A 20,877-nucleotide genomic window follows, 5' to 3' on the forward strand; every position below is an offset into this window, starting at 1 on the left:
ATTGCGGGCGCAGTCAATGGGTTGATTCCCGGAAGTTCGGCGGGGAGGGTGATGTGGCACCTGGATGCGGGGATTGGGTGGGTGCCCTTGACAGCCTCCGGGCGGCCCACTATCTTCCTCCGTTCTTGAATCGATTCATATAACGGTCGTGCATCGCTCGACTCACAAGTCCGCAGCGGGTGTTTCGCTCAGGTCCGGCGGGCGAGGCCGGCCGCCGCCGGATGGCGGGGACCGAGGAGGACGACGAGCCCGGCCCTGCCGGGCACCGCCACGGGCACCTGGTGCCAGCCCGCGCGCCCGTAGAAGCGCAGCGTCGCCTCCGCCCGCAGGGAGGTCAGCAGCCAGCAACGCCCCTCGGGCGCGCACTCGGCGACCGCGGCGAGCAGGGCCGCGCCCAGGCCGGTGCCGCGCGCGGCGGGGGCGACGGCGAGCTCGTCGACCTCCAGGGCCCCGCAGAGCCACGCGCCGACCCGCCCGGGGCCGAGGGCACGCGCGACGTCCCCGTAGCTGCGGTCGGCGGGGAAGACGTCCGGCGTGATCCAGGCCGTGGCGAATCCGGCCACGGCGCCGGGGAGTTCGGCCGCGGCACCCGAGCCCGCGCCCGCGCCCGCGTCATCGTCCGCCGAGCCCGAGCCCGAGCCCGAGCCCACGTTCGCGCGTTCGCCCACCGCGCCCGTGCCGAGGCCGACCGCGGCGGTGAACCCCGGCCGTCCGGCGTCGGCGGCCAGCCGTTCGGCGTACCGCGCGGCTTCGGAGGGGTCCTCGCTCCAGGGCGGGGCCGAGAACACGTCGGCGTACACCCGCCGGATGCCGTCGGCGTGCGCGAGCACGCCCGCTCCGTCCAGCCGCAGCACCCGCATGACGCGCCCCCTGCCCTTGATCCCTACGTCCGGGCGCGGTACGCGGCCCGGCCGGTGCGTCCGTGTCCCCGTACGCGGCCCGGGTCCCGCCCGCTCAGTGCATCCGGGTCACGTCCGCCGCGTCCGGCGGGAGCGGGCCGCGCCGCTGCCACTCCTGGGCCAGCTCGGTCGGGAAGCGGCGCCCGCTCCTGGCCAGCACCACGCCGTCCACGAGCTGGAGTTCGTCCCCGCCGCCGAAGCGCTCCTCGGCCGTGCCCAGTCTGCGCCAGCGGCCGGGACCGCCGCGCCCGGCGGCCGAACGCCACCGGGTGGTGCCGTATCTGCTGCGGTCCAGGACGTGCACGACCCCGTCGCTGATCCTGAGGTCCACATGGACCCGGCTCAGACCGTTGGTCCGGTCGGCAGGGATCAGCCCGTGGAGCGCGATGCCGCCCGGTCCCGGCGCCCGGCCGACCGGCACCTTCGTGCCGTTCTCCAGGGTGAACCTGCCCTTCAGCTCCCCGTCCAGCAGCAGCTTCAGCTGCACCGTCGCCGTGCGCGGCCCGTCGTCGACGAGGACGCCGCCGTGCATCTCGCAGGTCGGGGAGGAGCGGCGCACCCGGGGGAGCAGGGCGGCGGAGCCCTTCGTGGTGTCGTAGAGCGTGCAACGCCGGTCCTCGCAGCGCCAGTTCCTGCTCACCAGATCGAAGCGGGGCCGGCGCCGCGCATCGAGCAGCCCCTGCTTCTTGAGGGCGTCCTCCTCCAGCTTCATGGAGATCGCCGACGCGTGCGCGACGCCCATGTCGACGGGGATGAGCCGCACCGTGCCGGCCGGGCCGGGGACCGGTTCCAGGAAGTCGTCGGTGTTGCCCTGGAGCCAGGGGCGTTCACCGCGCGCTCCCCGGAAACGGTCGCCTGTGATGACGGGGATGCCGGTCAGCTCGCAGAGTTCCAGCAAGCGGTCGTCGGCGTCGGCGAGTTCCTCGACGAGCCCGCGCCGGACCCAGCTGCCGAGCTGCCGGATGTCGCCCAGGTCGCCGAACTCCCGGCGCCCGCCGTGCCGCAGGCTCCTGTCGGCCACCAGATACAGCTTGACGTCCGGGTCGCGCGCCAGTGACTTCGCGGCCTCCACGAGCAGGCGCAGCCGCTTGAGGGAGCGCGCACCTGGCTCACCGAGCCGCCGGTTGCGCACCACGTTGGACAGATCGACGAGGAAGCACGCCTCGTCGAAGTCCGTGGTCAGGTGGTTGTCCATCGGATCGGCCCCTCCGCGCGGTGGACGCTACTCGTCGATCTTCCAGAGGGTCAGCTTCGTCACGAAGTCCGGCAGCTCGTTGGTCAGATCACCCTTCACCGAGTTCGGGAGTACGTCGGTGACCTCCAGCATCGCGAGAGCGCCCTCGGCGGTCACCGTGCAGAGGACCGTGCCCTTGGCGATGATCTCTCCGGCCTTCAGGTCCTCCACGGGGATGCTCGACGGCAGGGTGTCCGTGTCGGCGCCGTCCCGGCACTGCTGCGGACTCGTGCCCGCGCTCCTGCCCATGGGGGTGAGGAACTGCAGATCGTCGTTGGACCAGTCCTGGTACGTCATCTCCAGGTCCTCCTTCTCGCCGATCCTGCCGTTCGGGAACAGCTTCGGCGCGTCGAGGTCCACATGGGTGCCGGTGCCGTAGGCGGGGGCGCGGATCGTCAGCGGCTTGTCCGCGAAGACCTCGGTGTACGTGGGCCCGGCCGGCGGGTCGGCGGACCCGCTCCCGGCGTCCTCGGACGGGCCGTCCCCCTTCGCGGCGGCACTCGACCGGGTCGTGGCGCCCGGCCCGGCGGACGGGTCGTCGTCCTTGTCGTCGGGGCTCGCGATCGTCCAGGTCACGACGACGGCCAGCACGAGGGCGACCACCGCACCGGCCGCGAGCAGGAAGGGCGGCACACGCCTGGCGGGGGCGGCGGGCCCCGTGGGTGCGGGCGGGGCCGTGGCTCCCGGACGGGGCGCGGTGTCCGGCGGGGCCGGTGCCCAGGTGTCCGTCGCGGGAGGCGGGACCGCCGGGCCGGTCCCGGGAGGCACGGTGGCCCCCCAGCCGGACCCCGTGGTGCCCTGGGCCGGGGCGGGCGGCGGCTGCTGCGAGGCCGTCTCCCGGCGGGCGATCTCCGCGGTGAGAGCGGGCGGCAGCCAGTCCCCGAAGTCGCGCAGGGAACGGCCCGCGGCCCGCTCGCACATCTCGGCCAGTTCGGCCGGGGTGACGCGCTCCCGCGGATCGGCGGCGAGGCAGCGCTCCAGCACGGGGCGCAGCGCGTCCGGGTAGCCGTCCAGCCGGGGCGGGCGCTGGGAGGTGTTGGCTATCTGCGCGGCGATGGTGATGGCCCCGCCCGCTCCGTACGGGTGCCGCCCGGTGGCGGCGAGCGCGGCGATCAGACCGAGCGAGAACACGTCGGTGGCGGGGCCGACGGCGTCCCCGAGCGCGTGCTCCGGCGACATGAACTGCGGCGTGCCGATGATGCCGCCGGAGCGGGTGAGCTGGGTCGCGTCGGCCGCCCGGGCGATACCGAAGTCGATCACGCACGGACCCGCCGGCCCGAGCAGGATGTTGCCGGGCTTGAGATCCCGGTGCACGACTCCGGCCGCGTGGATCGCGGCCAGGGCCTGCGCGGTGCAGCCGACGAGCTGGAACACCGCGGGCAGCGGCAGCGGCCCGTACGCCTCCAGCGCGGTGTGCAGCGCCACCCCCGGCACATAGGCGGAGGCCAGCCAGGGGAGCGGTCCCGAGGTGTCGTGGTCGACCACGGGCACCAGGTGGTATCCCTGCACCCGGCGGGCCGCCTGCACCTCCTGTTCGAACCGGCGGCGGAACTCGGGGTCGTCCCCGAACTCCTGCCGGATCAGCTTCAGCGCCACGGCCTGCCCGCCCCGCGTGTGCGACAGGTACACGGTGCCCATCCCGCCCTCACCGATCCGCGCGAGGAGCCGGTAACCGGCGGTCTCGCGCGGATCCTGGGGCCCGAGGGGTCTGAATATGTCGCCGTCGGTGCTGATGGAGAGCCTCCCCTGCTCGTCCCTGCCAAAAATGCCCTACCGGAGCCTACGACACCTAATGGCCTGTCAAATCACTTCTTGGGAAAGAGAGTTCGTACTTACCGGCCGTTCCCGGAAGGCTCCGGCCGAGGCGGCAGCAGATGCGTCGTGAACCAGGCCGTGGCCAGCTCGGCGACCTGCTCCAGCGCGCCGGGCTCCTCGAACAGATGCGTGGCGCCGGGGACGATCTCCAGCTGGTTCGGGCACCGGAGCGCCGTCTGCGCCTGCCGGTTCAGATCGATCACCGTGGTGTCGTCGCCGCCCACGATCAGGAGGGTGGGCGCCCGCACCCCGGACAGGTCCGCCCCGGCCAGATCGGGGCGCCCGCCCCGGGAGACCACGGCGCCGACACCCGCGTCGGGCGCGGCGGCGGCCCGCAGCGCTGCGGCGGCCCCCGTACTCGCCCCGAAGGTGCCGGCCGGGACCGGCACCCGGTCCCTCACCCAGCGGGTGGTGTCCGCGAGCCGCCCGGCCAGCAGGTCGATGTCGAAGACGTTCGCCCGGTAGACCTCCTCCCCGGGGGTGAGCAGGTCGAAGAGCAGGGTGCCGAGCCCCGCCCGGTTCAGCGCCGCGGCGACCGAGCGGTTGCGCGGACTGTGCCGGCTGCTGCCCGAGCCATGGGCGAACACCACGACCGCCCCGGCGTCCTCGGGCATCACGAGATCCCCGGCGAGCGGGACCCCGCCCGCGTCCACCTCGACGTCCTCGGCCGTGGCCCGGCCGCCGGGGACCCGGGCGAGCAGGCCGACGACCTCCTCGTCCGAGGTCTGGGAGAAGTCCCTGTACCACTCGCCCACGGCGGAGAAGAGGCTCGGCGTGGAGAGGCACACGACCTCGTCCACGTCCTCACGCAGCCTGGCGACGACATCCGGTGACGCGACGGGCACCGCCAGTACGACATGGGCGGCGCCCTGCGCCTTCACCACCCGGCAGGCCGCCCGGGCGGTCGCCCCGGTGGCGATCCCGTCGTCCACCACGATCACCGGGCGCCCCCGCAGCGGCAGCCGGGGCCTGCCCTTCCGGTACGCACCGGCCCGCCGCACGAGCTCGGCCTCCTCGGTGCGCTCGACGGCGGCCAGGTCCTTCTCCCGGACCCCGGCGTGCCGGACGATCTCGTCGCTGATGACGCGCACCCCGCCCTCACCGATGGCGCCGAACCCCAGCTCGGGGTGGTAGGGCACACCGAGTTTGCGGACCACGATCACGTCGAGCGGGGCGCCGAGGGCCTGCGCCACCTCGTACGCCACCGGGACCCCGCCGCGCGGCAGCCCCAGGACCACGGGATCGCGCCGCTCCAGGTGCCGCAGTGCCGCGGCGAGCCGCCGTCCGGCATCCGTGCGGTCGGTGAACAGCACGGTGGTTCACCTCCAGAGAGGTATCCGACGGGGGAAGCGGAACACACACGCGCACCCCCACCTTCGAAACAATCCCATTTGCGCCGGTTCGGCAAGTCGGGGACGGTCGGTTGTATGGAGCGGATCGGCGCGGTCCTGATCGACATCGACGGCGTACTCACGGTGTCCTGGGAGCCGCTGCCCGGAGCGGTGGAGGCGATGGAACGCCTGCGTGCCACCGGCGTCCCGCTGGCGCTGGTCACCAACACCACCTCGGTGACACGCGCCCGGATCGCGGAGCTGCTGGCCGGCCGGGGCTTCCCCGTGGAAACGGACGACATCCTCACCGCTCCCGCCGTCACCGCCGCCCATCTGCGGAAGCACCACCCCGAGGCCCGCTGCCTGCTGATCGGCGCCGGTGACGTCAAGGCCGACCTGTCGGGCGTGACCCTCGTCGAACGGGAGGACGACGACGGCGCCGTGCCCGATGTCGTCGTCCTCGGCGGCGCGGGCGACGCCTTCACGTACGAGGCACTCAACCGCGCCTTCCGCCTGGTCCGGCGGGGAGCGGACCTGGTGGCCATGCACCGCAACCTGTACTGGCGCACGGCCGACGGACTCGACCTCGACACCGGGGCGTTCCTCCTCGGCCTGGAACGGGCGGCGGGCACCGAGGCCGTCATCACGGGCAAGCCGTCCGGGGCCTTCTTCGCCGCGGCCCTGGTCCGTCTGGAGGCAGCCCCGGGGCAGGCGCTGATGGTGGGCGACGACATCGAGTCGGACGTGCTGGGCGCCCAGCGCCACGGCATCACCGGGGTACTGGTCAGGACCGGCAAGTACACCCGGGAGACCCACGCGTCGGCCGACGGCACCCCGGACCACGTACTGGACTCGTTCGCGGACCTGCCGGAGCTGCTGGAGCGGCTCGGGGGCTGAGGGAGTCTCCCGCGGAGGCGAGCGGCCCGCGCGGCGGTCCGTCAGTCCGATACGTCAGCTCCGCACCCATGGGCGAGGGTGCCGAGGCCGTGGTCGTACCCCTGCCCCACAGCTCGCGGCCGCGACAGCGGCCCGCGACGGCAGAACTCGGCGAGCAGCATGGTGCGCTCCGTGGTCGCGGCGTCGAGAGTGGACTGTGCGAGGGGCGCCGCGCTGGTGCCCGGAGCGGCGGTGATCTGGATCGCGCCGATGTCGCCGACGGTGAGCGCGCCGTCGATGGCCGCCGCGACGACGACGCGACGCGTGGAGGGCGGGAGCGCGCCGAGACGGACATCGACCGTCTGCTCGGTGGGCCCGTCACCGAGTACGCGCACCGTGCCGGCCGGGTTCTCCGGAGCGCCGTAGAACACGAAGTCCTCGTCGAAGGAGACCTGTTCGTCCTCGTCGACGACGAACGCGACGATATCGATCTCGCAGTCCGTCTGCTGCGCCCCAGGTGGCCGTGACGGTCCACGGCACCGCCACGGATCGATCCTGGGGCAGGTCCACGACGCCGCCCCGGGGCAGCACGTATCGGGACTGCCCGCGTGCGCTCCGGTCATTGTGCAGATCGGTGCCCGGCGCCTCATGTCACGAATGTGTCTTGAAGACGATCAAGAAGCAACTCGGGCAACCGCGCCGGCCGTCTGGGGAGGCAGAAAGCCACACGGGCGAACGATCGCCCAGCCCGTTCGCCCGCTCCCCCACGTAGAGGAAGACCAGCATGCGCACTCGGAAGATCTCGGCACTGACCATGACCGCGGTGGCTCTCGGCCTGGCGCTCACGGCGTGCGGCAACGACGGCGGCGACACCCCCACCTCCGCCGCGAGCAGTTCGTCGGTGACGACCACGAACACCCCGCAGGCCGACGCGGTGGAGGGCAAGTCGCCCGATACGCCCGCCGCGTCCGGTACGAAGTGCACGGATCAGGTCGACTACGCGGGTGACTCGCGGTCGAACGCCGAGATCAACTCGATCGGTGAGGACACGGGCACCTGCCCGCCGGTGCAGAAGGCCGGTGAGGCGTCGGGTACGCCGAAGGACCCGGACACCAAGTGCACGGACCAGATCAACTACGCGAACGACTCCCGCTCGAACGCCGAGATCAACTCGATCGGTGAGGACACGGGCACCTGCCCGCCCGTGAAGCAGAAGTGAGTCCCTGATCGTTCCGGGGAGTACGGGGTCCCGGGGGCGCCGGCAGCGAACGGATCACACCGCGAGCCGCCCCCCGGCACTCGGAAGCAGGACCGCGCCGGACCGCCCTCACACCCAGTCGAGGCCGGCCCGGCGCTTACGCGCTCGCTACGCCGTCCTCGTTACGGTGCGGTGACCCGCAAAAAGGGCCCTCCCGAAGGAGGGCCTCACGCTGCGCGAACTGCGCGCCCCCGGCAGGACTCGAACCTGCGGCCAAGCGCTTAGAAGGCGCCTGCTCTATCCACTGAGCTACGGGGGCCGGGTGTCGGCCTGGTGCCCCGGAAGGCGCTCGTTCAAGCCATCCGTGACCGTGCCGGGACAAGGATAGGGCTCAGATCGCCTCGTCCCGGTTGCTTCACCTGCGTGGCACGATGTGGAGGTTCGGTGAAGCGAACCGATAATCGCAGGTGGGTGCGATTCATGCATCGCTTTTCACGCCTCGCGCCCCGGGTGTTGTGCACTCGTTATACCTGCGCCCCACTCGTCCCCTCTGTCCCCCCGGGAGAGATCCGCCGCGCAGGGGGGCCTATACGCTTCAAAAAGGCGTCAAAATTGGGCATTCTTCACATGTGGTAACCATGGATGTACGGCCCCAGCTCATCGACGCACTTTCCGCCCTGCGCGACCGTGTCGCTGCCGTGCGTCTCCCACTTCCCCTGCCGGGGGCCCCGCGCGCCCGGCAGACGCGGACCGAACTGCTCGCCCAGCTCGACGACTACCTCGTACCCCGGCTCAAGGATCCCGAGGCGCCGCTGCTCGCGGTGATCGGGGGATCCACCGGCGCGGGCAAGTCGACGCTGGTCAACTCGCTCGTGGGGTGCCGGGTCAGTGAGGCCGGGGTGCTGCGGCCGACCACCAGGACCCCGGTGCTCGTCTGCCACCCGGACGACCACCACTGGTTCGCCGGGGTGCGCGTGCTGCCCCAGCTGACCCGGGTGTGGCTGCCCCCGGGTCAGGTCCCCGACCCCGACGGGCTCGACCACCTCGGTGCCGACGGCGACCGGGACGAAACGGTGCTGCGGGTGGAGACCGCCGCGACGCTGCCCCGGGGGCTCGCGCTCCTGGACGCCCCCGACATCGACTCGCTCGTCGTGGGGAACCGGGTCCTGGCCGCCGAGCTCGTCTGCGCCGCCGACGTGTGGATCATGGTGACCACGGCTTCCCGGTACGCCGACGCGGTGCCGTGGCATCTGCTGCGTACCGCCAAGGAGTACGACGCGTCGCTGGTCACCGTCCTTGACCGGGTGCCGCACCAGGTGATCGCCGAGGTGTCCCGGCAGTACGCGGCCCTGCTCACCCGGGCCGGGCTGGGCGATGTGCCCCGCTTCACGATTCCGGAGCTGCCCGAGTCCGCGGGAGGCGGCAGCGGACTGCTGCCCACGACCGCCGTCGCGCCCCTGCGCGCCTGGCTCACGCACCGGGCGCAGGACCCGGCGGCCCGTCAGCAGGCGGTGGGCCGCACGGCGTCCGGGGTCATCGACTCGCTGAACGTCCGCATGCCGGAGCTGGCCTCCGCGGTGGCCGCCCAGTACGCGGCGGCCGTGCGGCTGACCGGTGTGGTCGAGGAGTCGTACGGGAAGGAGCTGTCCCGCGTGCGCCGGCGGCTCCAGAACGGCGCGGTGCTCGCGGGCGGCGCCCGCACCCGGTGGCGCGGCTATCCGCTCTACAGCACGGCGGCGGAGCTGCTGGACGCGCTCGTGGAGAGCCTGGCCGCCCTGCTCCAGTGCGCCGTGGCCGCAGCCGACGAGCAGATCCGCGCGACCTGGCAGCGCGAACCCGCCGCCGGGATCTTCCGCTTCGAGGACGCGGGCAGGGAGGCCGGCGGATGGGGGCCCGCCGAGGACATCCAGGGCCGGATCGGCATGGCCGTGCGGCGCTGGCGCCGGGTCCTGGAGGAACTGGCCGAGGAGGAGGCCCGGCTCCTCGAACGCAACGCCGCCCCCGACGCCGAGACGGTGGCCGCGCTGCTGGCCGCCACGCTGCTCGGCGGGCGCCGCGCGCGGGGCGCGGGTGAGCAGCTCGCCGAACGGATCGGCGCCCAGGGGGCGCTGCGCCTCCGTGACAAGGGCGGGGCGCTGCTCACCAGCTGCCTCGACCAGGTCCTGCACGGCGAGCGCGACCGCCGGCTCGCTCCGCTGGACGCGCTCGAAGTCGCCCCGGAGCCGCAGGCCGAACTCATTGCCGCGCTGTCCGTACTGCAGAAGGAGAGGTGGCAGCGATGACTGCCGTCACTGACCAGGGCCGGGACCACGGACCGGGACCGGAGGGCGAGAGCACGGAGGGCGCGGAGGCGGGGGACGGCCGCCGCTGGGACGACGGACTCATCGCCCGCCGGGCCGCCGACGCCGTGACGGAGGCCGCGGAGACGGAGCGCCCCCCGCAGGACGACGCGGGACCCGAGGTCGAGGCGTACGGACTGCCGGGCAGCCCTCTGCGGCTGAGGCTCGACGCGCTGCGTGAGCTGGTCGGACTCTCCCGCGCCCGGCTCGACGGGGACACCCTCGCCGAGGCGGGGCGGGTGCTGGACGAGGCGTCGGCCCGTCAGCGGCTCTCTTCCCGGCACACGGTCGTCGCGGTCGCGGGAGCCACCGGCAGCGGGAAGTCCACCCTCTTCAACGCGCTGGCGGGCGTGCAGATCTCGGACACCGGGCTGCGCAGGCCGACCACATCGGCGCCGATCGCGTGCAGTTGGACCGATGGTGCCGCGGGGCTGCTCGACCGGCTGGCCATCCCCGGCCGGCTGCGGCGCAGGCCGGTACAGGGCGGTACGGCCACCGACGAGGCCCTGCAGGGGCTCGTCCTGGTGGACCTGCCCGACCACGACTCGGCGGCGACCGGGCACCGGGAGCAGGTGGACCGGGTGCTGGCCCTGGTCGACGCGGTGATCTGGGTCGTCGACCCCGAGAAGTACGCCGACGCCGCCCTGCACGAGCGCTATCTGCGACCACTCGCCGGACACGCCGAGATCTCCTTCGTCGTCCTCAACCAGATCGACCGGCTTCCCGGCGAGGCCGCCGACCTGGTGCTCGACGATCTGCGCCGGCTGCTCGACGAGGACGGCATGGCGGTGGGCGAGCACGGTGAGCCGGGCGCCACCGTCATGTCCCTGTCCGCCCTGACGGGCGAGGGGGTGGGCGAGCTGCGCGAGATGCTCGGCACGTTCGTCCAGGACCGGACGGCCGCCGCGCGCAGGCTCTCCGCCGATGTGGACGCCGCCGCGGCCAGGCTCCGGCCGGTGTACGTCGCCGAGGGGCGGCCGGGGCTGGGGGAGCGGGCCCGCGAGGAGTTCACCGACCGGCTCGCGGAGGCGGTCGGCGCGGCGGCGGCCGGTCAGGCGGCGGAGCGCGAGTGGCGCAGGAACGCCGGGCGGGCCTGCGGGACGCCGTGGCTGCGGCTGTGGCGCTGGTACGAGTCCACCCGGCAGCTCGGCGGACTGGACCTGATGGCGCAGGCCCTGGCTCCGCCCGAGGAGGAGCTCACCGCCCGGCAGCGGGTCGAGCAGGCCGTACGGAAGCTCGCGGACGACGCGGTGGACGGGCTGCCCGCACCCTGGGCGCAGGCCGTGCGCGAGACGGCGGTGAACGGGGCGAAGGGGCTGCCGGAGGCGCTGGACGAGCTGTCGCGCGCCGCGCAGGCGGGCGGGGGCGTACGGGGCCGGGAGGCCGCGCCGACCGGCGCGGGTCAGGGGCGGGGGACGGGCAGGTCGGGCACGACGGACACGGCCGGGCAGGGCTCGGGCTCCACGGGTTCGGGCTCGACGGGCTCGGCCGCGGGCCCGGTGGGTTCCGCGGTGCGCGGGTCCGGCTCCACGGGCAGAACCGTTGCTCCTGTCGCGGGGGCGCCGGCCGGCCGCGGTGCCAGGCCGCCGCGTCCCGCGTGGTGGCCGGCGGCCGTGCTGGCGCAGGCCTCGATGACCCTGCTCCAGATCTTCGGCGGACTGTGGCTGCTCGGCCAGATCGTGGGTGTGCTGGAGCCCGGTCTGATCGTCCCCGCCCTGCTCATGCTGGCCGGTGTGATCGGCGGGCCGCTCGTCGAGTGGTCGTGCGCGGCGGCGGCCCGTGGCCCGGCCCGCAGGTACGGCCAGGAGGCGGAACGGCGGCTCCGTGAGGCGGCGGCCGGCTGCGGCAGGGCCAGGGTCCTGGACCCGGTGGCGGCGGAACTGGCGCGCTATCGGGAGGTGCGGGAGCGGTATGTGGCGGTGACGGAGTTTTCCACAACCGGCCGGTAATCCACAGGCCCCGGCAGGAATCCCGCTTTCCGTCCAGAGTGGTGGACAACGGATCGGACGGACACGGACGGGGGACGGGAAATGAACGAGACGTTGGTGACGCTGGTGGGAAACGCCGCGACGGCGGTGGACTTCCGGGAGGCGGCGACCGGGCCGACGGCGCGATTCCGTTTGGCGGTGACGCCCCGGCGATGGGATCGCGAGCAGCAGATCTGGTCGGACGGGCGCACCAGCTTCTACACGGTATGGGCGCGGCGGACGCTGGCCGCCAATCTCTCCGGCTCCGTCGCGGTGGGGGAGCCGCTCGTCGTGCACGGCCGTCTGAAGGTGCGTGAGGAGGAGCGGGACGGAGCGTGGAAGACCTCCGTGGACGTCGAGGCCCTGGCGGTGGGACACGACCTGACCAGGGGGACGGCTGCCTTCCGGCGGGTGGCCAGAGCCGATCCCGCCCTGACGGCGCCTACGCATCGTCAGAAACCGGCCACGGAAATGGTATCGCTGTCCTGAACAAGAGGGGCGCGCCGAAGATGGCTATAACGATTACGAGTCGGAATGCTTATCTGACGGCATGACGGGGGACTGCCCTTCGCTCGCTCCTTACGATTCCCCAGTACTCATGCGGCACTTGAGTTTGCTGGCGAGACACCTCCCACACGCGCCTCAAGCGTGAAGGTCTCGCCCGGAGGGGAATTCTGTGTTTTCTGTGTCTTCAGCATCCACTTCGTCGTCGACGGCGGCGACGGAGGGCTCCATAGGGAGCCGGGGCGGGAGCGGGCGATACGGCCAGGAGCCGGCCGGGACCGGCCGTGGCCGAGGTCTCTTCAGGACGGCGGCCGCCGTTCTGGCGGCCGGTCTGGTCGCGGCGGGGACCCTCGTCGGTGCCACGGCCGCGACGGCGGCGCCGGGCGACGAGACGGGTCAGCACCAGGGCGGCGCGACCGCCGTGCTGGACGGGCTCAAGACCTATGACAGCGCCCTGCTGCGTACCAGCGGCGAGAACGGCGAGGAGGCCAGGACCCAGGAGCTCCCCGCCGGCCTGTTCGAACTGGACGTCGACGGCGGCGGCCAGCTGAAGACGTACTGCATCGACATCCACAACCCCACCCAGGACCGGGCGAAGTATCTGGAGACCCCCTGGGCCCAGACCTCGCTGGGTGCCAACGGGGACGCCGGGAAGATCCGCTGGATCCTGCAGAACTCCTACCCGCAGGTCGACGACCTCGCGGCGCTCGCCGGAGAGGCGGGCACCGGGCAGCTCACCGCGAAGACCGCCGCCGCGGGCACCCAGGTCGCCATCTGGCGCTTCTCGGACCAGGCCGATGTCGAGGCCAAGGACCCGCACGCGGAGAAGCTGGCCGACTGGCTGGAGAAGAACGCGAAGAGCCTTGCCGAGCCCAAGGCGTCCGTGGCGCTGGAGCCCGCCGCGGTCTCCGGCAAGGCCGGTGAGCGGGTCGGCCCGGTCACCGTGCGCACCGACGCGGGCCAGGTCTCGGTGACCCCGCCCGCCGACGCGGCCGCGGGCGGCGTCAAGGTCACGGACAAGGACGGCAAGCCCGTCACCGAGGCGGGCGACGGCACCGGCCTCTACTTCGACATCCCCGCGGACGCGGCGGACGGCTCCGCCGCGCTGACCGTCCAGGCCACCACCTCCGTGCCGGTGGGCCGGGTCTTCGCCGGGCTGACCAAGAGCCAGACCATGATCCTCGCGGGCTCCAGCGAGTCCACGGTCACCGCCACGGCGACCGCGACCTGGGCCGAGAAGGGCGCGGTCCCCGCGCTCACCGCGCAGAAGAACTGCGCCAAGGGCGGCGTGGACATCACCGCGAGCAACAAGGGCGACGAGGCGTTCACCTTCGAGCTGGCCGGTACGGAGCACACCATCGCGGCGGGCGAGACCCGCACGGTGACGATCCCGGTCGCCGAGGACCAGGCGTACGACTTCACGATCACCGGCCCCGGCGGCTTCAGCAAGAACTTCAAGGGCGTCCTGGACTGCGAGACCGCGGGCACCACCAACCCGGGTGACGGCGTCGGTACGCAGAGTGGCTCCGAGCCCGTGCCCGCCCAGACCGGCACCAGCTCCACCGGCGCCGAGGGCGACCTCGCCGCGACCGGCGGATCCAGCGCCACCCCCGTCATCGCGGGTGTCGCCATCGCCCTGGTCGTCCTCGGCGGCGGCGCGGTCTTCCTCCTCCGCCGGAAGAAGCCGCAGAACAGCGGTGAGTGATCACGACAGCTGAGAACCGGCGCCGCACTCGGGCGCCGGTGGAGGGCCCGGTGCGGACATCCGTACCGGGCCCTCCGTCGTCCACCGGGCCGGTGCGCCCTCGGGCGGCCCTGCGCGGCGTTTCTGACCCCCGCGCGCTTCCGGCCCCTGTGCGCTTCCGGGCCGTGCGCACTTCCGGCCCCCGCGCGCTTCCGGGCCCTGCGCGCCGCTGGGGCCGCGTACGGCCGGACCTCGTGCTTCGAGGCGGCAGGGCGGGGGCAGGGCCGCGGCCGGGCGCGGGCCCCCGGGACCCGTTCGGGCGGTGGCCGTGGCCCAGGGGCGCCGTCCGGAGTCGCTCCCTCCGGGCGGCGGACCCCGACCGGGGAACGGACGGGTTTCCATCCGGGTGCGGACGTCAGGCAAGATGGGTGTATCTGCCCACACCTCTATTGCTGCCGGACGGTTTCTCTTGGCTGAGTACATCTACACCATGCGCAAGACGCGCAAAGCGCACGGCGACAAGGTGATTCTCGATGACGTCAATCTGAACTTCCTGCCCGGCGCGAAGATCGGTGTCGTGGGCCCCAACGGCGCCGGTAAGTCCACGGTGCTGAAGATCATGGCGGGCCTGGAGCAGCCGTCCAACGGTGACGCGTTCATCTCGCCCGGATTCAGCGTCGGTATCCTCATGCAGGAGCCGGAGCTCGACGAGAACAAGACCGTCCTCGAGAACGTCCAGGACGGCGCCGCCGAGACCATGGGCAAGCTCAAGCGCTTCAACGAGGTCGCCGAGCTCATGGCGACGGACTACTCCGACGCGCTCATGGACGAGATGGGCAAGCTCCAGGAGGACCTGGACCACGCCAACGCGTGGGACCTCGACGCCCAGCTGGAGCAGGCCATGGACGCCCTGGGCTGCCCGCCCGGCGACTGGCCCGTCAACAACCTCTCCGGTGGCGAGAAGCGCCGTGTGGCGCTCTGCAAGCTGCTCATCGAGGCCCCGGACCTGCTCCTCCTCGACGAGCCCACCAACCACCTCGACGCCGAGTCGGTGAACTGGCTGGAGCAGCACCTCTCGAAGTACGCGGGCGCCGTCGTCGCCGTCACGCACGACCGGTACTTCCTGAACAACGTCGCCGAGTGGATCCTCGAGCTCGACCGCGGCCGCGCCCTGCCCTACGAGGGCAACTACTCCACGTACCTCGACAAGAAGGCCGCCCGCCTCAAGGTCGAGGGCCGCAAGGACGAGAAGCGCGCCAAGCGGCTCAAGGAGGAGCTGGAGTGGGTCCGCTCCAACGCCAAGGGCCGTCAGACCAAGTCCAAGGCACGTCTCGCCCGGTACGAGGAGATGGCGGCCGAGGCGGACAAGATGCGGAAGCTGGACTTCGAGGAGATCCAGATCCCGCCGGGCCCGCGGCTCGGTTCCATCGTCGTCGAGGTGGAGAACCTCTCCAAGGCCTTCGGTGACAAGGTCCTCATCGACGACCTGTCGTTCACGCTGCCGCGCAACGGCATCGTCGGCGTCATCGGTCCGAACGGCGCGGGCAAGACCACGCTGTTCAAGATGATCCAGGGCCTGGAGACGCCGGACTCCGGCTCCATCAAGGTCGGCGACACGGTCAAGATCTCCTACGTCGACCAGTCCCGCGCCAACATCGACCCGAAGAAGACCCTCTGGGCCGTCGTCTCGGACGAGCTGGACTACATCAACGTCGGCCAGGTCGAGATGCCCTCGCGGGCGTACGTCTCCGCGTTCGGCTTCAAGGGCCCGGACCAGCAGAAGCCGGCCGGTGTCCTCTCCGGTGGTGAGCGCAACCGCCTCAACCTGGCGCTGACGCTCAAGGAGGGCGGCAACCTGCTGCTCCTCGACGAGCCCACCAACGACCTCGACGTCGAGACCCTGTCCTCGCTCGAGAACGCGCTGCTGGAGTTCCCCGGGGCAGCGGTGGTCATCTCCCACGACCGCTGGTTCCTGGACCGCGTCGCCACGCACATCCTGGCGTACGAGGGCGACTCCAAGTGGTACTGGTTCGAGGGCAACTTCGAGTCGTACGAGAAGAACAAGGTCGAGCGCCTCGGCGCGGACGCGGCCCGCCCGCACCGTGCCACGTACAAGAAGCTCACGCGAGGCTGATCGACTTGGCCCGTCACATCTACAGCTGCCCGCTGCGCTGGTCGGACATGGATGCCTTCGGCCACGTGAACAACGTGGTCTTCCTCCGCTACCTGGAGGAGGCGCGCATCGACTTCATGTTCCGGCTGGCGCCGGGGGACGGCTCGCCGTCCTTCTCGGGCGGCTCCGTCGTGGCCCGTCACGAGATCGACTACGTGCGCCCGCTCGTCCACCGGCACGCGCCGGTGACCATCGAGTCGTGGGTCACGAAGATAACCGCCGCCTCGCTGACGATCGCCTACGAGGTCAAGGACCCCGAGCAGGTCTACGTCCGCGCGTCGACGGTCGTCGTGCCCTACAACCTGGCCGAGGAGCGGCCCCGGCGGATCACCGCCGAGGAGAAGCTCTTCCTCCAGGAGTACCTCGACCAGGAGCCCGCCGTCGTATGACAGTGCCCGTACGGTCGCTGCGGTTCGCCGACGCGAGGGAGGCGGCGGATCTCGCCGCCTTCCTCGGACGGCTGCTGCACTACGACCGGGCCGCCGCCGTCCGCCTCCAGGCGGGCGGCGGCGCGCTGGCGGTCTTCGGCCGCCCGCCGTCCTTCGAGGTCCTCGCGATCCGTACGGTCCGGCTTTCCGGTGTCCACGAGTTCGACGTCACCGTCTCCGCCGGTGAACTCCTCGAAGCACTGGACACCGAGGGCACCGACGAGACCGCGGGCGTGGGCGAACTGCCCGCGCCTGTCACCGGCCCGCCCTGGGCCGGGATGCTGCCCCCGCGCGGCGGCTGGCAGGAGCGCCCCGGGCTGCCGGGCCCCCTCGACCTGGGCAGCGCGCTCGCGGGTGCCGTGGCCGAGTTCAGGGCCCGTGACGCGGCGCTGCCCGAGGAGCGGCGCACCCGGGCGGAACGCGATCTGATCGGCCGCGACATCTGGTCCCGGACGGTCGGGAACACGGAGCTGCCGCTGCGCGCCGTGCACGCGGCCCAGTCGCTCGGCTTCCTGCGCCCCGCGCCCGGCTTCCCCGTCGCGCTGCTGACGTCCGGTGCCTGGCTCCGGCTGCGTACCCCGTTCGGCTCGATCGCCCTGCGGGGCGCGGGCGGCGGCCTCGGCACGCTCGCCGTGACGGTCGGGTCGGTCTGAGGCGGAGCGGGCGCCTCCTTCCGCGGCCCGCTCTACTCCTTCGGCGCGTCCGGCTCCCTGGGCGCGTCCGGCCACACCCCGATGTGGTCCTGTTCGAGCTCCAGCAGCACCCGGTGCTCCATCCCCAGCGCCTCCGTGTAGTCGGCCGGCAGCTGGAGCCGGCCCGCCCGGTCGAGCATCGCGTACTCCCGGGCCACCTGGGACTCCTGCCCTGTCGCCGCGTCCACCTCGGTGCGCCGCAGCACCTCGGAGGACGTACGGCCGTCGCGGATCGCGACCGTGCGGCGTACCTCGCTCGCCACCGCCTGGTCGTGGGTGACGATCACGATCGTCGTACCGAGCTCCTCGTTGGCCCGGCGGAACGCCGCGAACACCTGCTCGCCCGTCGCGGAGTCCAGCTCGCCCGTCGGCTCGTCGGCGAGCAGCACCGAGGGGTTGTTGGCCAGGGCCACCGCGATCGCCACCCGCTGCTGCTGGCCGCCCGACATCTGCGCGGGACGGCGGTCGCGGCAGTCCTCGACCTCCAGCATCCGCAGCAACGACTCGGCACGCGCGGCCCGTTCACGGTTGCGGCCACGACCGCGCAGCTGCATCGGCAGCGTGACGTTCTGGACGGCGGTCAGATACGAGAGTAGATTCCGGGAGGTCTGCTGCCAGACGAAGCCGACGACATCGCGGCGGTAGCGCAGTCGCTCCTTCTGCCCCATTGCCAGGAGGTCGCAGCCCGCCACCTTCGCCGACCCGGCCGTGGGCACGTCCAGACCCGCCAGGATGTTCATCAGCGTCGACTTCCCGCTGCCCGACGCGCCGACCAGCGCCATCAACTCGCCCTCGGTGACCAGCAGATCGAGCCCCTGGAGCGCCTGCACCTCCACCCCGTCCGCGGAGAAGATGCGCACCAGACGGTCGCAGGCGATCAGAGCGTCGTGCCCGTACGAAGGACGGTCGCGACGCGCGGCGGCCCGCTGTTCGAGCTCCGCCAGGGTGGTCTCTGTCGATGACGTCACCGGGTGTCTCCTGCCCTGAGTTCCTTGATCGATCCGCGGCGGCCCGCCCACCACGCCTGGACACCCGCCACGGCGGCGGCCAGCACGACGACGCCGAGTGCCGGGAGCGCCAGCGACCACGGGTCGCTCCGCAGCACGGCCGTGTGCGCGGCCGAGGGGTCCGCGCCCGCCAGCGCCAGCGCCCCCAGGTCGATGCCGGGTGCCAGCAGGGCGATGGTCGCCCAGCCGACGAGGAGCCCGCCGGCCGAGGCCAGCAGTGCCTGCGGCATCGCCTCGAAGGCGAGCAGCCGCCTGCCCTGGCGGGTGGTGAGCCCCATGGTGCGCAGCCGCGCCAGCAGCGTGGTGCGCTCGGGCGCGGTCTGCAGCAGGGACAGCAGCACGGCGAGCAGCGCGTATCCCGCGCCCGCCGCGACAGCCGCCCCGTAGATCCGCTCGGCGCCCGACTGCATCGGGGTGTCGACGAGCTTCCCGCGCTCGTCCGACCGCAGCCGCACCCCGAAGTCCGGGCCCGCCTCACGCGCCGCGGCCTTCAACTGCCCGGCGTCCAGCGAGGCTCCGGTGACCAGCAGGGTCGTGGGCGCGTGCGGGGCGAGTCGCTCCGCGTCCACGATCAGGAAGTCGGAGTCGCCCACCGCGGAGGTGCGCGGCAGGACGGCGGCGACCCGTACCTCGATGTCCCCCTTCTGCGACCGGACGGTGAGCGGGCGCTCGCCGAGCCGCTCAGCGAGCGCCGGTGAGGCGACGGCCGCGAGCACCCCGTCCTGCCCGCTCGCCTCCGTCAGCGCGTCCACGGGGAAGGCGGGCAGGCCGGTGGCGCGTGCCAGGCGGGCGTACGAACCGGGGTCGACCCCCATCAGGGTCGCCCGCTCCGTGTCCGACCTGACGTCCTGGGACGCCGCCAGCGGCGTCCCGTACTCGATGCGTACGGGAGCGACGTCCTCGACGCCGTCCACCGCCCGCACCTGCCGGACCGCGCCGTCGGAGAGCGGGTCGAGCGCACCCTCCCCGCTGATCCGGGCGTCCGCGCCGACCGCCCGCAGCGCCGCCTCGTCCCGCGCGTCCGCGACTCCCGCGATCACCGAGCCGCCGAACGCCGCCGTGGTCAGCGCGATCAGCAGGGCCAGCAGCGGCAGCGTGCCCCCGGCCGAGGCCCGGCCCGCGCGGGCCAGCGACAGGAAGCCGACCGCCCCGCGCAGCCTCGCCACCGGCCGGGACGCCAGGCGCAGAGGCAGCGGATACAGGCGTACGAGGACGAGCGCCGCGATCAGCCCCACCAGGACGGGAGCGGCGCTGACCAGCAGATCCGCCCCCGAGCCCGTCGATGTGCCCCGGCGGCGCAGCGCGGCGACCGCGCCGATCGCCAGGACGAGCACGGTCAGCTCGGCGACCGTACGCCGCCGGCTCGGCCTGGCGTCCATCACGTCGCCGCGGGCGCCGTGCAGCAGCGGCCTGCGGTGGAGCAGCGCCGTGCGCAGCGGCAGCACCACGCAGACCAGCGCGGCCACGGCCACCGCGGCCCCCACCGCGGGCAGCAGCCGTGCCTCGCGGACGAGCAGCACGGCCGCCAGCAGCCCGAGCGCGGCGGCGGGCAGCACGGCGACCGCCGTCTCCGCGAGCAGCCGGCCGCCGATGCCCCGGAGCGAGCCGCCGCGCGAACGCAGCAGGGCGAGCTCGTGGTGGCGGCGCGCGCCGATCAGGCCGCCGGTCATCAGGAGGACGACCGCGGCGACCGCGCCGATGCCCACGGCGGCGACGGTCACGACGGGGCCGATCGCGGCGCGCATCGAGGCGTACCCGCCGAGGATCGCGTCCAGGTCCGTCGTCAGCGTGGTGTTGGGCCCGGCGATGTCGCGCAGGGTCAGGAGCTCGGGGCCGTTCTCCATCGCGGCGACGGCACGGCCGAGCCGGGGCGCGTCGGAGGCGGTGAGATCCGTGGCGTCCGGCGCGAGACGCCAGTACAGCTCCGGTTCGCCGCTGGTGGCCAGCAGCGCGGGAGCGGCGTCGGGGGGGAGCAGCAGGGCCGCCGCCCAGTAGAAGGTGGGCACCGGCGACTGCGGGTCCCTGACCAGGGACGGCGCGCGGTACAGCGGCTCCACCGCCCAGTAGCCCCCGGCGGGACGCAGCGGTGCGACGACGCCGGTGATCCGTACGGTCAGCGTCTCCCCGTTCTGGGTGGGCACCGCGATCTCCGAGCCCGGCTTCATCCTCAGCTCGGCCGCGGTCTCCTGGGTGACGGCCGCCTCCACCTCACGGGTGGCGAGGGTCACCTCGCCCCGCACCCGCGGCCAGCGACCCGCCTTCAGCGTGCTGTGCTCGGGGAGCGCCGCCGGGGCGGCATAGGTGAGCTGCGGGGGAAGGGCGTTCGGCCGGGGCAGCCAGGGCTCCGTCGCGACGAGGGGCCGCGTCGTGTGCACCCCGTACGAGGAGTTCGCCGCGTCGGCGCGCAGCGGGGCGGCGAGCGCCTCCACCAGCGCGGCATCGGCGTCCGCGAGCGCCTCGTCCCGCATCGCCCGCTCACGGAGCGAGGGCGCCTGCCCCAGGGCGGGCGGCGGTGTCGTCACCTCCAGCACGCTCTGGCCCGGCGGCGAGGACGTCACGTCGTGGCGCAGCGCCTTCGTCTCGTACGCGTCCACCGCACGCGGGAACACGGACGCGAGGAAGGCGGTCAGGAACACCAGGAGCGCCAGCGCGGCGGAGATCCCGGGGGCGGTACGCAGCCTCGTACGCACCCATGGGGCGCAGGCGGCCGGAATCTTGGCGGCGTTCATG

15 protein-coding genes, 1 tRNA gene and 1 pseudogene are annotated in these 20,877 nt (G+C 73.1%); 9 read left to right on the forward strand and 8 right to left on the reverse strand.

All coding sequences use genetic code 11. The annotated features are described in order from the left end of the window. Positions 1-188: 188 nt before the first annotated feature. The 4 genes from AMK10_RS36540 to AMK10_RS09135 all read right to left on the reverse strand — a co-directional run bounded on the left by AMK10_RS36540 (position 189) and on the right by AMK10_RS09135 (position 5,261). On the reverse strand, positions 189-860 hold the full coding sequence (locus AMK10_RS36540; RefSeq protein ID WP_079180654.1) for a GNAT family N-acetyltransferase: 672 nt from the start codon (positions 858-860) through the stop codon (positions 189-191). A 94-nt stretch (positions 861-954) separates the two neighbouring features. Continuing rightward, positions 955-2,094 (reverse strand): hypothetical protein, encoded by a 1,140-nt coding sequence (locus AMK10_RS09125; RefSeq protein ID WP_073746803.1) that lies wholly within the window; start codon positions 2,092-2,094, stop codon positions 955-957. Positions 2,095-2,121: 27 nt separating this feature from the next. After that, positions 2,122-3,900: a protein kinase domain-containing protein gene (locus AMK10_RS09130; protein WP_073746804.1), complete on the reverse strand. Its 1,779-nt coding sequence runs from the start codon at positions 3,898-3,900 to the stop codon at positions 2,122-2,124. A 65-nt stretch (positions 3,901-3,965) separates the two neighbouring features. After that, positions 3,966-5,261: a phosphoribosyltransferase family protein gene (locus AMK10_RS09135; RefSeq protein WP_073746805.1), complete on the reverse strand. Its 1,296-nt coding sequence runs from the start codon at positions 5,259-5,261 to the stop codon at positions 3,966-3,968. Positions 5,262-5,375: 114 nt separating this feature from the next. Here AMK10_RS09135 and AMK10_RS09140 point away from each other — a divergent pair, with 114 nt between their 5' ends. Further along, complete coding sequence (locus AMK10_RS09140) at positions 5,376-6,176, forward strand: HAD-IIA family hydrolase (RefSeq protein WP_073746806.1); 801 nt, start codon at positions 5,376-5,378, stop codon at positions 6,174-6,176. 41 nt (positions 6,177-6,217) lie between these two features. Here the strand turns inward: AMK10_RS09140 and AMK10_RS09145 are convergent. Next, positions 6,218-6,764: pseudogene (locus tag AMK10_RS09145) on the reverse strand (TerD family protein); the annotation flags it as partial. A 175-nt stretch (positions 6,765-6,939) separates the two neighbouring features. Between AMK10_RS09145 and AMK10_RS09150 the strand changes: the two are divergent. Continuing rightward, positions 6,940-7,374 carry a hypothetical protein gene (locus AMK10_RS09150; RefSeq protein WP_073746807.1) on the forward strand — a complete coding sequence of 145 codons (435 nt, stop codon included), beginning with the start codon at positions 6,940-6,942 and terminating at the stop codon, positions 7,372-7,374. A gap of 225 nt (positions 7,375-7,599) precedes the next feature. Here AMK10_RS09150 and AMK10_RS09155 read toward each other — a convergent pair. After that, positions 7,600-7,672: transfer RNA gene (locus AMK10_RS09155), tRNA-Arg, on the reverse strand. Positions 7,673-7,991: 319 nt separating this feature from the next. Between AMK10_RS09155 and AMK10_RS09160 the strand changes: the two genes are divergently transcribed. The 7 genes from AMK10_RS09160 to AMK10_RS09190 all read left to right on the forward strand — a co-directional run bounded on the left by AMK10_RS09160 (position 7,992) and on the right by AMK10_RS09190 (position 17,101). After that, entirely contained in the window at positions 7,992-9,635 is a 1,644-nt protein-coding gene (locus tag AMK10_RS09160; RefSeq protein ID WP_073746808.1) for a GTPase domain-containing protein, read from the forward strand. Then, on the forward strand, positions 9,632-11,641 hold the full coding sequence (locus AMK10_RS09165) for a YfjP family GTPase (RefSeq protein ID WP_073746809.1): 2,010 nt from the start codon (positions 9,632-9,634) through the stop codon (positions 11,639-11,641). The genes AMK10_RS09160 and AMK10_RS09165 overlap by 4 nt, the downstream gene beginning before the upstream one ends. A gap of 81 nt (positions 11,642-11,722) precedes the next feature. After that, a complete protein-coding gene (locus tag AMK10_RS09170; RefSeq protein WP_073746810.1) occupies positions 11,723-12,148 on the forward strand; it encodes a single-stranded DNA-binding protein in 426 nt (141 codons plus the stop codon). 187 nt (positions 12,149-12,335) lie between these two features. Further along, a complete protein-coding gene (locus AMK10_RS09175) occupies positions 12,336-13,868 on the forward strand; it encodes a Cys-Gln thioester bond-forming surface protein (protein WP_198959661.1) in 1,533 nt (510 codons plus the stop codon). A gap of 448 nt (positions 13,869-14,316) precedes the next feature. After that, entirely contained in the window at positions 14,317-15,981 is a 1,665-nt protein-coding gene (gene ettA, locus AMK10_RS09180; RefSeq protein ID WP_073746811.1) for an energy-dependent translational throttle protein EttA, read from the forward strand. Positions 15,982-15,986: 5 nt separating this feature from the next. Then, positions 15,987-16,409, forward strand: a complete 423-nt coding sequence (locus AMK10_RS09185; protein ID WP_073746812.1) for an acyl-CoA thioesterase — start codon at positions 15,987-15,989, stop codon at positions 16,407-16,409. Continuing rightward, positions 16,406-17,101, forward strand: coding sequence for a hypothetical protein (locus AMK10_RS09190; RefSeq protein ID WP_073746813.1), 696 nt, complete (start codon positions 16,406-16,408; stop codon positions 17,099-17,101). Before AMK10_RS09185 ends, AMK10_RS09190 begins: the two co-directional genes overlap by 4 nt. A 32-nt stretch (positions 17,102-17,133) precedes the next feature. Here the strand turns inward: AMK10_RS09190 and AMK10_RS09195 are convergent, their stop codons facing one another. Both AMK10_RS09195 and AMK10_RS09200 read right to left on the reverse strand, forming a co-directional pair. After that, entirely contained in the window at positions 17,134-18,108 is a 975-nt protein-coding gene (locus AMK10_RS09195; RefSeq protein ID WP_073746814.1) for an ABC transporter ATP-binding protein, read from the reverse strand. Then, entirely contained in the window at positions 18,105-20,876 is a 2,772-nt protein-coding gene (locus AMK10_RS09200) for an FtsX-like permease family protein (RefSeq protein WP_073746815.1), read from the reverse strand. Before AMK10_RS09200 ends, AMK10_RS09195 begins: the two co-directional genes overlap by 4 nt. Position 20,877 lies beyond the last annotated feature (1 nt).

The organism is Streptomyces sp. CB02058 (assembly GCF_001905505.1).
GTDB lineage: Bacteria > Actinomycetota > Actinomycetes > Streptomycetales > Streptomycetaceae > Streptomyces.